11 protein-coding genes and 1 other annotated feature are annotated in these 11873 nt (G+C 45.9%); of the genes, 8 read left to right on the top strand and 3 right to left on the bottom strand.

The annotated features are described in order from the left end of the window. Positions 1 to 221: 221 nt before the first annotated feature. The 3 genes from rluB to rnm all read right to left on the bottom strand — a co-directional run bounded on the left by rluB (position 222) and on the right by rnm (position 2953). Positions 222 to 1256, bottom strand: a complete 1035-nt coding sequence (rluB, locus tag AB4482_RS08485) for a 23S rRNA pseudouridine(2605) synthase RluB (protein WP_017055112.1) — start codon at positions 1254 to 1256, stop codon at positions 222 to 224. A gap of 159 nt (positions 1257 to 1415) precedes the next feature. Continuing rightward, positions 1416 to 2036 (bottom strand): L-threonylcarbamoyladenylate synthase, encoded by a 621-nt coding sequence (locus AB4482_RS08480; RefSeq protein ID WP_009848751.1) that lies wholly within the window; start codon positions 2034 to 2036, stop codon positions 1416 to 1418. A 62-nt stretch (positions 2037 to 2098) separates the two neighbouring features. After that, positions 2099 to 2953, bottom strand: coding sequence for an RNase RNM (gene rnm / locus AB4482_RS08475; protein ID WP_017061496.1), 855 nt, complete (start codon positions 2951 to 2953; stop codon positions 2099 to 2101). Between the two features lie 120 nt (positions 2954 to 3073). Here rnm and AB4482_RS08470 point away from each other — a divergent pair, with 120 nt between their 5' ends. From AB4482_RS08470 to AB4482_RS08435, 8 genes are all read left to right on the top strand, one after another. Beyond that, on the top strand, positions 3074 to 3199 hold the full coding sequence (locus tag AB4482_RS08470) for a trp operon leader peptide (protein ID WP_009848753.1): 126 nt from the start codon (positions 3074 to 3076) through the stop codon (positions 3197 to 3199). Next, positions 3146 to 3260, top strand: a sequence feature (Trp leader region). (Overlaps the previous gene by 54 nt.) Before the next feature lie 125 nt (positions 3261 to 3385). Next, on the top strand, positions 3386 to 4993 hold the full coding sequence (locus tag AB4482_RS08465; RefSeq protein ID WP_017070758.1) for an anthranilate synthase component 1: 1608 nt from the start codon (positions 3386 to 3388) through the stop codon (positions 4991 to 4993). A 2-nt stretch (positions 4994 to 4995) separates the two neighbouring features. Then, positions 4996 to 5604, top strand: coding sequence for an aminodeoxychorismate/anthranilate synthase component II (locus tag AB4482_RS08460; protein ID WP_017063544.1), 609 nt, complete (start codon positions 4996 to 4998; stop codon positions 5602 to 5604). A gap of 9 nt (positions 5605 to 5613) precedes the next feature. Next, positions 5614 to 6609: an anthranilate phosphoribosyltransferase gene (trpD, locus tag AB4482_RS08455; protein ID WP_372073294.1), complete on the top strand. Its 996-nt coding sequence runs from the start codon at positions 5614 to 5616 to the stop codon at positions 6607 to 6609. Positions 6610 to 6634: 25 nt separating this feature from the next. Continuing rightward, positions 6635 to 8074 carry a bifunctional indole-3-glycerol-phosphate synthase TrpC/phosphoribosylanthranilate isomerase TrpF gene (gene trpCF, locus AB4482_RS08450; RefSeq protein ID WP_017067403.1) on the top strand — a complete coding sequence of 480 codons (1440 nt, stop codon included), beginning with the start codon at positions 6635 to 6637 and terminating at the stop codon, positions 8072 to 8074. A gap of 131 nt (positions 8075 to 8205) precedes the next feature. Further along, positions 8206 to 9396 carry a tryptophan synthase subunit beta gene (gene trpB / locus AB4482_RS08445; protein WP_017067402.1) on the top strand — a complete coding sequence of 397 codons (1191 nt, stop codon included), beginning with the start codon at positions 8206 to 8208 and terminating at the stop codon, positions 9394 to 9396. Continuing rightward, the gene (gene trpA, locus AB4482_RS08440) at positions 9396 to 10202 is read left to right on the top strand and encodes a tryptophan synthase subunit alpha (protein ID WP_017070760.1); all 807 of its coding nucleotides are present in this window, start codon (positions 9396 to 9398) and stop codon (positions 10200 to 10202) included. Before trpB ends, trpA begins: the two co-directional genes overlap by 1 nt. Before the next feature lie 310 nt (positions 10203 to 10512). Beyond that, entirely contained in the window at positions 10513 to 11832 is a 1320-nt protein-coding gene (locus AB4482_RS08435; RefSeq protein ID WP_372050086.1) for a dicarboxylate/amino acid:cation symporter, read from the top strand. Positions 11833 to 11873 lie beyond the last annotated feature (41 nt).

Here is an 11873-nt window from a genome sequence, read left to right as displayed (position 1 = left end):
ACGAGATACGAGATACGAAGAGATTTGTAGCTTAACGTAAACAAAGCAAGAAAAACGCAAAGCACAATTGCTGTCGATTACTACTGCGCCTTTCTCTACTCGGTTACTCGTATCTCGCATCTTTTATTTCTTCTAGACGTAAAAAAACCTGCTCAATGAGCAGGTTTTTTAGTATTCAGTGCTTTCAGCTAATGAAGCTTTACGCGTAAGAAATTACGTAATTACTGACGTGTTCTTGGCTTAGCTGGTTTAGCCGGACGACCGTTGTTCAGTTTAGGCTTACTTTTGTTAGCCTGAGGTTTGCCTTTGTTTGCAGCTGGAGCGCTACGACCTGAATCAGGTGTTGTAGTACCGCGAGTTGCAGGCTTCTTACGCTTAGTTTGGTTGCTACGGCCTTTTGGTGCGTTTGCACGCTCTTCGTGACGTTTAACAGCACGACGAATTTTTTGGCTACGAGAACGCTCACGCTTACGAGAAGTGTTTGAAGGATCAAGATCCAACAGTGTCTCTTTCTCAGGCTTAAGCTCAACAAGCTCACGCAGGTAGTTAACTTCTTGAAGATCTAGCTCTTTCCAACCGCCACGAGGCAGTTTCTTATCAAGGTAGATATCACCGTAACGTACACGTTTCAGGCGGCTTACTGTCGTTTCTTGAGATTCCCAAAGACGACGAACTTCACGGTTACGACCTTCGTTAATCGCTACGTAGAAAGTATGGTTCATACCTTCACCACCAGCGTAAACAACATCTTCAAAACGAGCCATGCCGTCTTCTAGTTGTACACCACGAGTAACGTTTTTAACTTTTTGCTCAGTCACTTCACCGAATACACGTACTAGGTACTCACGCTCAACCTGACGGCTTGGGTGCATTAGACGGTTTGCAAGCTCACCATCAGTAGTGAAAAGCAAAAGGCCTGATGTGTTTGCATCAAGACGACCAACTGAAATCCAACGAGAACCACGGATCTTAGGTAGACGATCGAAAACAGTACGGCGGCCTTCAGGGTCGTGACGAGTACAAAGCTCACCTTCAGGTTTGTAGTAAGCAAGTACACGACAAACCACTTCTTCAGAAGCCTTGCCTGAAACAGTATGGCCATCGATACGGATCACTGAGTTCTCGTCTTCAAGACGCTCGCCCAGTTTCGCAACTTGACCGTTAACACTTACACGACCAGATTTGATTAAACCTTCTAGTTCACGACGAGAACCGTGACCAGCTCGCGCTAAAACCTTCTGTAATTTTTCGCTCATTTACTCTTTTCTACCTAATTGTCGTCTTCACAGACGTCGAATGAATTTTTCGCGACCAAATCGCGGTCGCGTATTATCGCAAATAACCTGCCAAAAAGCACTTGTTATTTACTGTGGCAGGTTTGCTGTATCGTTACAGACTGTTAATCAGTAAAGCGATTATTCAAACGGCGCAGGATCGCCAGCACCACGACGTAGAACCACGGCATCATCGTCACTGAAGTCAATAACCGTCGTCGGTTGCTCACCTAAGTAACCGCCATTCAAAATGACATCAACCGCATGTTCTAGGCTGTCACGAATTTCTTCTGGATCCGACTCCGTAGTCTCGTTACCCGGCAGAATCAGAGACGTCGACATTAATGGTTCACCCATCGCTTCCAAAAGGTCGAGTGCAATCTTGTTGTCTGGGACACGAATACCAATCGTTTTACGCTTGGCGTTCATCAAACGCTTTGGCACTTCTTTGGTTGCTTTAAAGATAAACGTGTAAGCACCTGGTGTATGTGCTTTCAGTAGACGGAAAGCCACGTTATCGACGCGTGCATACAGTGATAATTCAGAAAGATCACGACATAACAAGGTGAAATTGTGCTTGTCATCGATGCGACGAATTTTACAGATACGTTCAAGTGCTTGTTTGTTTTCAAGCTGACAGCCCAGCGCATAACCGGAATCTGTTGGATAAACCACAACGCCGCCATTGCGAATAATCGCAACCGCTTGAGTAATTAAGCGTGCTTGTGGGTTATCTGGGTGTACATAAAAAAACTGGCTCATTGTTGATCCTCGTTATCGAATCTCTCGACTCTATCATCAGAAGGAGCTGGCTCACCTAAAGACTATTCAGATGGTGAAACCGTTTGAAACTCCCAATCTTTCCATACTTCTTCGACCCCAGAAGGTAGCCAGAGATTGCGTCCAAGTTCCATCCACGGAGATGGGTAATGGAAATCACTGCCTTGGGAGGCTAATAGTTTGTATTGTATAGCATAATCCGCGAGTGTGCGTCTTTCTTGTTGCGCTTGCTGAGGTTGAGCTACTTCCATCGCATCCCCTTTCGCTTCAACAAATGCCGCTAGCAGGCGCTTAACCCACTTGGCTGTAAGTCCATATCGCCCAGGGTGAGCGAGTACGGCTTGTCCACCAGCAGCATGAATAGCCGTGACAGCATCACTCATTGAACACCACGTTGGCGGCACATAACCTGGGTTATTGCGAGTAAGAAACTTTTTAAACACCTGCTGCATGGTTTTCGCATAGCCATTGTCGACTAGCCACTTAGCAAAGTGAGCGCGAGTGATTGGTGCATCACCCGCAATCAATTTAACTTCTTCTAACACCCCTTCACGAGTCGCTTTCTCAAGACGGTGAGCGATCATCTCAGCACGCCCAATACGGTGTTGCTTCTGTTGTTCAATGAGCGCTTTGAGTTCTGGTGACTCAGGATCAACGTTTAACCCAACAATATGGATATCTTTGTTTTGCCAAACAGTCGAAATCTCAATGCCGTTTATCAACTGAATAGGAAGGTTGTTATCCGCAATGTAGCTGCGTGCTTCAGCAAGCCCATCAGTCGTGTCATGATCTGTAATCGCTAGCGCTTCGATGTTAAAGCCAAGCGCTCGGTCAATTAGCTCAGGTGGAGTAAGTCGGCCATCTGAGGCTGTTGTATGACTATGTAGATCAATTCTCATATATTCTTTTTCATTGTTTTCAATTTTTATCGTTATATTTGTGTCAACACACTTGACCCGCAAGCAGAAAACTAGTTAACTAGTACACAAATACGAAGTATCACATTTGATAGGTTCACCATGTTACAAGAATTTAACCAAAACCATAAAGATAAAGTTTTAGAACTTTCTTCAGTAGAAGCAAGTTCAGAGCTTAATTGGTGGCGCACTTGGACAAGTTCTTGGTGGGCTAACGTGTACTTCTAATTAAACAGTTTGTTTATAAAAAAGTTATCACTAAGCCCGCTTTAATAGCGGGCTTTTTAATTTGTCGAACATCTCACATTCAACTGACTAACAAATCATCGAATTGACCATATTCTAGATTGGGTGAAAGGTATCTTTATGCGACTATGTACGGCAGGAAATTTAAAGAATCATAAAGGAGGTCTTGTGAACAAGGCCATTGAAATCAAAAAGCTGGGAACCATTGAGGTCATCAATTCCTCAGTTCCTTACTCGCAAGATCCAACCAGCGTTTTTCATACTTTGTGTGAAAACAAAACTGATAGTCTTTTGTTGGAATCTGCCGAGATTGAATCTAAACAGAACCTGACAAGCCTACTCCTTATCGACTCTGCTGTTCGCATCGTATGTCGCGGACATGAAGTAACCTTTCAAGCATTGACTGAAAACGGTCAAGCGCTTATCGAACATCTCACTCAAAACGTGAAAGCAGAAATTAAATCTGACCTTACTGATAACGTTTTGACGCTGACTTTTATCGAACCAAGCAACGAATTAGACGAAGACTCACGTTTAAGAGAAGCCTCTTCATTCGATGCACTGCGTTTGGTTCAGCACAGCTTTGAGCAAGACGCGGATAACAAACACGCATTATTCATGGCGGGCTTATTCGCTTACGACATCGTGGCAAACTTTGAGCCACTAGGTGATGCTGAAGCAACCAACAATTGTCCTGACTTTGTATTCTACGTAGCTGAAACACTATTGCGTTTCGATCACCAAGAGAACGAAGGCCTACTTCACGCGAGCTTGTTTGCTCAAGATGACAACATCAAAGCGCAATTAACTGACCGTCTAGCCGACATTCAAACTCAGTGTCAGTCCCTGAAAGCCATCACTGAAGTAACGCCGTTAGACAACGTTGAAGCTGTACCTAGCGTTTCAGATGAAGACTTCTGCCAAACGGTTCGTGATTTAAAAGAGTACGTAGTTAAAGGCGATGTATTCCAAGTGGTACCTTCACGCCGCTTCACTCTACCTTGCCCTGCCCCACTGGCGGCTTATAAAGAACTCAAACAAAGCAACCCAAGCCCTTACATGTTCTACATGCAAGACGAGCTGTTTACTCTGTTCGGTGCATCTCCAGAAAGCGCGCTGAAATACGAGACAGAAACCAACCAAATCGAGATCTACCCGATTGCTGGTACTCGTCGTCGTGGTAAGCGCCCTGACGGTCAAATCGATTTCGACCTAGACAGCCGTATCGAGCTTGAACTGCGTACCGACAAGAAAGAAAACGCCGAGCACATGATGCTAGTTGACCTAGCGCGTAACGATGTGGCACGTATTGCCGAAGCTGGCACTCGCCACGTAGCAGACTTACTGAAAGTAGACCGCTACAGCCATGTAATGCACTTGGTTTCTCGTGTTGTTGGTCAGCTCCGTGAAGACTTAGATGCTCTGCACGCTTACCAAGCTTGTATGAACATGGGCACGCTAACGGGCGCACCAAAAATCCGCGCAATGCAGCTTATTCGTGACGTAGAAAAAACGCGTCGTGGTAGCTACGGTGGTGCAGTCGGTTATCTAACCGGTGAAGGGACTCTAGATACTTGTATCGTAATTCGCTCTGCTTACGTTGAAGATGGCGTAGCACAAGTACAAGCTGGCGCTGGTGTGGTATTCGATTCAGACCCACAAGCAGAAGCCGATGAAACTCGCGGCAAGGCACAAGCGGTTATCTCAGCGATTCAAGCTGCACACACTAAAAGCGCTGCAGTAAATCAGAACACATCAAACAAGAAGGAGTCGTAATCATGGCTGATATTGTATTCATCGATAACTTCGACTCATTCACTTACAACCTTGTAGACCAGTTTCGTTCATTAGGTCACAGCGTAAAGATTTACCGTAACAACATTCCGGCAAAGGTTGTTGAAGCTGCGATCAACGAACTAGACAACCCCGTTGCACTGCTTTCGCCAGGCCCTGGCGCTCCAGCAGATGCGGGCTGTATGCCAGAGCTAATTCAGCTTCTAAAAGGTAAAGTACCAATGATTGGTATTTGCTTAGGCCACCAAGCGATTGTTGAAGCCTATGGCGGCACCGTTGCAGGCGCTGGCGAAATCATTCATGGTAAGGTGTCGATGATGGAACACCAAAACCATGCGACTTACCAAGGCTTACCTTCGCCATTGGCTATCGCTCGCTATCACTCTTTAGTGGCAACGCATGTATCTGATAGCCTAACGGTGACAGCTGAAGTCGATGATTTGGTGATGTCTGTGGTTCAAGAACAAGACAAGGTGTGTGGATTCCAATTCCACCCTGAATCAATTATGACGACCTACGGTGCAACGCTTCTAGCAAACGCTATCGAATGGGCTCTTGAGAAACCTCTTCGCCTTGAAAAGACTGGAAAATAGGAAACGATCATGGAACAGATTAATAAACTTTACGAACAGCAGTCTCTTACTCAAGAAGAAAGCCAACAATTGTTTGATGTGATCATCAAGGGGGAACTTGACCCAATCTTGATGGCTTCTGCGCTAACTGCACTGAAAATCAAAGGCGAAACGCCCGATGAAATTGCAGGCGCAGCAAAAGCACTACTTGCGAATGCAAACCCGTTCCCGCGCCCTGATTACGATTTCGCAGACATCGTAGGTACAGGTGGCGACGGTCACAACACCATCAATATCTCGACGACTTCTGCATTTGTTGCCGCAGCGTGTGGCTTAAAAGTCGCGAAGCACGGTAACCGCAGCGTATCGAGCAAATCAGGTTCTTCTGACCTATTGGATTCGTTCGGTATCAACCTAGCGATGACAACAGAAGACACGCGTACGGCTGTTGATGAACTTGGCGTAGCGTTCCTATTTGCTCCGCAGTATCACGTTGGTGTACGTCACGCGATGCCTGTTCGTCAAACCATGAAAACGCGCACTATCTTCAATATCCTTGGCCCACTGATTAACCCAGCTCGCCCTAACATCGAGCTAATGGGTGTTTACAGCAAAGAGCTTGTACGCCCTATCGCGGAAACCATGCTGCAAATGGGCATGAAGCGCGCGGCGGTTGTTCACGGTAGCGGCCTTGATGAAGTAGCGATTCACGGCGAAACCATGGTTGCTGAAATCAAAGATGGCACAATTCACGAATACACAGTGACACCAGCAGACTTTGGTTTGAACACTCACCCTCTTGAAGCAATCAAGGGCGGCGAGCCAGAAGAGAACAAAGCCATCACAACCGATATCCTGACGGGTAAAGGCACTGATGCTCAAGTTGGCGCAGTGGCAGTCAACGTTGCTCTACTGATGCGTCTGTTTGGTCACGAAGACCTAAAAGCCAACGCACAGCAAGCAATTGACGCGATGAACTCTGGCAAAGCATACGAGCTTGTACAAAAGCTTGCTGCACACGCCTAACGAACGACGAATCGAGACAAAGAACATGACACAGACTACCGATAAACTGTCGACCCACGTTTCAGTCAAAGAAGCTGAAATGGCGGAAGTATTAGCAAAAATCGTTCGTGATAAATACCAATGGGTTGAAGCACGTAAGCAGACTCAACCATTAGACGAGTTTAAAGCGTCACTAACTGCAACAGACCGCAGCTTTTATGACGCTCTGAGCGGAGAACAAACGGTTTTCATCACTGAATGTAAAAAGGCCTCTCCGTCAAAAGGTTTAATCCGTGACGAGTTTGACCTCGACTACATTGCTTCTGTTTACAACAACCACGCAAACGCGATTTCTGTGCTGACAGACGAGAAGTACTTCCAAGGTGACTTTGAGTTTTTACCTAAAGTTCGCAGCATTGCTAAGCAGCCTATCCTGTGTAAAGACTTCATGGTTGATACCTACCAAGTGTATCTAGCTCGTCATTACTCAGCTGATGCTATCTTGCTAATGCTATCGGTATTAGATGACGAAGAGTACAAAGCGCTGGCGGAAGTCGCTCACTCACTCAACATGGGTGTATTGACCGAAGTCAGCAACGAAGAAGAGCTTCACCGTGCAGTCGCTCTAAACGCTAAGGTGATCGGCATTAACAACCGTAATCTTCGTGACCTTTCGACTGATTTGAACCGTACCAAAGAGTTGGCTCCGCTGATTCGCGAACTGGCTCCAAACGCAGTCGTGATTTCAGAGTCTGGCATCTACACACATCAACAAGTTCGTGACCTTTCAACATTTGCAGACGGCTTCCTAATCGGTAGCTCTCTGATGGCTGAAAAGAACCTAGAGCTTGCGGTGCGTAAAGTAACACTCGGTGAAAACAAGGTGTGTGGTTTAACTCACTCTGATGATGCAGCGAAAGCGTATCAAGCTGGTGCGGTATTCGGTGGTTTGATTTTCGTTGAAGCGTCTAAGCGTCATGTTGATATCGAAGCAGCTCGTTTAACCATGAGCGGCGCACCTTTGAACTACGTGGGTGTATTCCAAAATCATAGCGTTACTGACGTTGCGAAAACGGTTTCTGAGCTAGGTTTATTTGCGGTGCAACTGCACGGTGATGAGTCTCAAGCGTTTGTCGATGAGCTAAAACAGTCACTACCTGAAAGCGTTGAGATTTGGAAAGCTTACGGTGTTTCTCCCGATGCTGAGAGCTCGCTACCAGAATTACTGGAAAGCAACGTGACTCGTCACCTGCTAGATACTAAAGTGGGTTCTCAAACTGGTGGCACAGGCCAAGTGTTCGATTGGAACCTAATCAACAACCAAAGCGCAATCATGTTGGCGGGTGGCCTAAACCCAGAAAATGCTAACCAAGCCGCTAAGTTGGGTTGCTTAGGATTAGACCTAAACTCTGGCGTTGAATCCGCTCCAGGAAAAAAAGACGCAGACAAACTGCAACGTGCTTTTGCAGCGATTCGCAATTACTAGTCCAAACTCGGCGCTAGAAATTAGAAAGCAGAAACTAAAAACATATTTGTGAGCTTTGCCTTTTGCGAAGCTCAAACAAGATTAAATGACTTGGTGTGAATACACATCAGTAGAATTGAAGGAATAACACAATGGCTAAACTCGATGCCTACTTTGGTGAATACGGTGGTCAATACGTACCGCAGATCCTAGTGCCAGCACTAGACCAACTTGAACAAGCATTTATCGATGCACAAGCCGATCCTGAGTTCCGCAGCGAATTCATGACGCTTCTTCAAGAGTACGCTGGTCGTCCAACGGCGCTAACGCTAGCACGCAACCTAACAAAAGGTACAAAAACCAAACTGTACCTAAAGCGTGAAGATCTACTTCACGGCGGTGCTCACAAGACAAACCAAGTTCTTGGTCAGGCATTGCTAGCAAAACGTATGGGTAAGCAGGAAATCATCGCTGAAACTGGGGCAGGCCAACACGGTGTGGCAACGGCTCTAGCGTGTGCTCTACTAGGTCTTAAGTGTCGTGTATACATGGGTGCAAAAGACGTTGAACGTCAAAGCCCGAACGTGTTCCGTATGAAGCTAATGGGCGCAGAGGTTATCCCTGTTCATTCTGGCTCTTCAACGCTAAAAGATGCATGTAACGAAGCGCTACGTGACTGGTCGGCAACTTATGAAGACGCGCACTACCTATTGGGTACTGCAGCGGGCCCTCACCCATTCCCAACGATTGTTCGTGATTTCCAACGCATGATTGGTGAAGAAACGAAGAACCAAATTCTAGCTCGTGAAGGTCGCCTTCCTGATGCAGTTATCGCGTGTGTCGGCGGTGGTTCAAACGCTATCGGTATGTTCGCGGATTTCATTGAAGAAGAGTCTGTACGCCTAATCGGTGTAGAGCCTGCTGGTAAAGGTATTGATACCGACCAACACGGCGCGCCGCTTAAACACGGTAAAACTGGTATCTTCTTCGGTATGAAAGCACCACTGATGCAAGATGAGAATGGTCAAGTAGAAGAGTCTTACTCTGTATCTGCGGGTCTAGACTTCCCATCAGTTGGTCCTCAACACGCGCACCTAAATGCTATTGGCCGAGCTGAATACGACAACGTGACCGACGACGAAGCGCTAGAAGCGTTCCAATTGATTGCACGTAAAGAAGGTATTATCGCAGCCCTAGAGTCATCTCATGCTTTGGCTCATGCTGTTAAAATGGCTCACGATGACCCAGAGAAAGAACAGCTATTAGTGGTTAATCTATCTGGTCGTGGTGATAAAGACATCTTCTCTGTACACGACATTCTTAAAGAGAAAGGAGCATTATAATGGATCGCTATCAATCACTCTTCACTCGCTTAGCTGAAAAGAATCAGGGCGCATTTGTACCATTCGTAACGGTTGGCGATCCTAACCCTCAGCAGTCTCTTAAGATCATGGAAACACTCGTTGAAGCGGGTGCTGATGCACTTGAACTTGGTATTCCATTCTCAGATCCGCTTGCAGATGGCCCGACAATCCAAGGTGCAAACATTCGTGCGTTAGATTCAAAAGTAACGCCAGATGTGTGTTTTGATCTTATTGGTCAAATTCGTGCTAAATACCCAGATCTGCCAATCGGCCTACTGATGTACGCAAACTTGGTGTACGCACGTGGTATCGAGAACTTCTACGAGCGTTGTGCTAATGCAGGTATCGATTCAGTATTGATTGCTGATGTACCAACCAACGAGAGTGGCGAGTTTGTTGCTGCAGCTAAGAAGTTTGGTATTCACCCAATATTTATTGCTCCACCAACAGCAAGTGATGAGACGCTTCAATCGGTTTCTGAGCTAGGTGGTGGTTACACTTACCTACTTTCTCGTGCTGGCGTAACGGGTGCAGAAACCAAAGCAAACATGCCTGTGACAGCCCTACTTGACCGTTTGAACAAGTTTGATGCGCCACCAGCACTGCTTGGTTTCGGTATCTCTGCTCCTGAGCAAGTAAAAGAAGCCATCGAAGCTGGCGCTGCTGGTGCTATCTCTGGCTCTGCGGTTGTGAAAATCATTGAAAACAACGTTGAACAACCAGAAGCAATGCTTAAAGCACTTGCTGAGTTTGTTACGCCAATGAAAGCGGCAACGCAAAAATAATAAATAGGCTCCCACTAGTGCGATAATTAGCGCTGTGGGAGTTTTTCTCCGAGAACACGTCCAAACCCTCTCAATTGTTAAATTTCTGATAAAAACAACACCTCATACAAACCTGTAGCACACCTATAACACCCCACCAAAACATCACCACCATTTATAAAAATAATGACAAATCAAAAGGCAAACGTTTGCCTTAGTGTGAAAAATCATCAAATGACATTTGATTACTGCTTTTTGGTGTTCTTTCATCTCTGCTCATATTGATAAATGTAAAAGATACGTGTAAAACTTCTCGCGAAATATTAATCCAATGGTACATCGTACATTGGTGAGTAGTTCTGGGATTTTTATATTTAGTAGCACAGAGGTTATGGAAGTGTTAAAAGAAAAGAGTTTACTAAGCAACATCGGCGTTCAAGTCGTTATTGCAATGATCATCGGTACCCTAGTCGGTGCGATGATGGGTGACAGCGCAACTATGTTCGCTCCACTGGGTGCTATCTTCATCAATTTGATCAAGATGCTGGTTATCCCTCTAGTCGCGGTTGCCCTAATTTCAGGTGCTGCTGGTCTAGGCAACAGCTCATCAGCAGGTAAAGTGGGCGTGACCACTCTAGGTTACTTTGCACTAACGTCTGCACTTGCTGTAGCACTAGCGCTAGTAATGGGTGAAATATTCGAACCGGGTCGTGGTATCGATGTTTCTGGCGTTGAAGGCATGTTCTCTTCTGAATACGCTGCGAAAGGCGAACTTCCAACGTTCTGGGCAACCATCACGGGTATGATCCCGACCAACGTTTTCCAATCACTGAATGAAGCAAACATTCTGCAAATTCTAGTCTTCTGCTTATTCTTCGGTATTGCGATTTCTAAACAAGCGAAAGAGAAACGTGACCCTATCATCAATGGCGTAAACGCGATTGTTGACGCTATGGTTTGGATGATCAACAAGGTTATGATCATTGCACCACTTGGCGTATTCGGCCTAATGGCAGAAGCTGTGGGTACATTCGGTTTTGGCGCACTTATGGTTGTGTTCAAACTGTTCGTTGTTTACATCGCTGCGATTCTAATCTTCGGCTTTGTTGCTTACCCGCTAATGATTCAAATCTTCACTAAGACTTCTGCGAAGAAGTTCCTAGTGGCGATGAAGAAGCCTCAAGCGGTTGCACTATCAACAGCATCTTCAATGGCGACACTGCCAGTAACAATGGAAACGGTAGAGAAAGAACTTGGCGTTCGTAACTCTACGGCTTCATTCGTTCTGCCTCTTGGTGCGACGATCAACATGTCTGGTAACGCAATTTACTACGGCCTAGTTGCTATCTTCTTCGCACAGCTGTTCAACATCGACCTTTCTATGGGTGCTTACGTTGCTATCATCGTAACGTCTACCCTAGGTGCAGTTGGTCAAGCAGGTGTTCCTGGTCCTTCTTTCCTAGTGGTTGCAGTTCTTCTAGCGGCTGGTATCCCTATCGAAGGTCTACCTCTGTTGTTCGCTCTAGACCGTATCTTCGACATGATCCGTACTGCTCTGAACATCACTGGTGATGCAGCATGTGCAGTCATCGTTGATTCTCTAATCGAAGACGAAGCGAAAGAAACTGAGCTACAAAAACAGCAAGCGTAATATTAAGCTTCAGTTTTGATTGATAAATAAAACCGCCTTCA

Origin of the sequence: Vibrio sp. 10N.222.55.C7 (assembly GCF_041473335.1) — a bacterium.
Lineage (GTDB): Bacteria > Pseudomonadota > Gammaproteobacteria > Enterobacterales > Vibrionaceae > Vibrio > Vibrio crassostreae_C.
This window is presented reverse-complemented; position numbering and strand designations above follow the sequence as displayed.

What these genes read in the sequence shown, in the direction of transcription:
- rluB (WP_017055112.1), bottom strand. Translation starts at nt 1,256, where the DNA reads ATGAGCGAAAAATTACAGAAGGTTTTAGCGCGAGCTGGTCACGGTTCT.
- AB4482_RS08480 (WP_009848751.1), bottom strand. Translation starts at nt 2,036, where the DNA reads ATGAGCCAGTTTTTTTATGTACACCCAGATAACCCACAAGCACGCTTA.
- rnm (WP_017061496.1), bottom strand. Translation starts at nt 2,953, where the DNA reads ATGAGAATTGATCTACATAGTCATACAACAGCCTCAGATGGCCGACTT.
- AB4482_RS08470 (WP_009848753.1), top strand. Translation starts at nt 3,074, where the DNA reads ATGTTACAAGAATTTAACCAAAACCATAAAGATAAAGTTTTAGAACTT.
- AB4482_RS08460 (WP_017063544.1), top strand. Translation starts at nt 4,996, where the DNA reads ATGGCTGATATTGTATTCATCGATAACTTCGACTCATTCACTTACAAC.
- trpD (WP_372073294.1), top strand. Translation starts at nt 5,614, where the DNA reads ATGGAACAGATTAATAAACTTTACGAACAGCAGTCTCTTACTCAAGAA.
- trpCF (WP_017067403.1), top strand. Translation starts at nt 6,635, where the DNA reads ATGACACAGACTACCGATAAACTGTCGACCCACGTTTCAGTCAAAGAA.
- trpB (WP_017067402.1), top strand. Translation starts at nt 8,206, where the DNA reads ATGGCTAAACTCGATGCCTACTTTGGTGAATACGGTGGTCAATACGTA.
- trpA (WP_017070760.1), top strand. Translation starts at nt 9,396, where the DNA reads ATGGATCGCTATCAATCACTCTTCACTCGCTTAGCTGAAAAGAATCAG.
- AB4482_RS08435 (WP_372050086.1), top strand. Translation starts at nt 10,513, where the DNA reads ATGGTACATCGTACATTGGTGAGTAGTTCTGGGATTTTTATATTTAGT.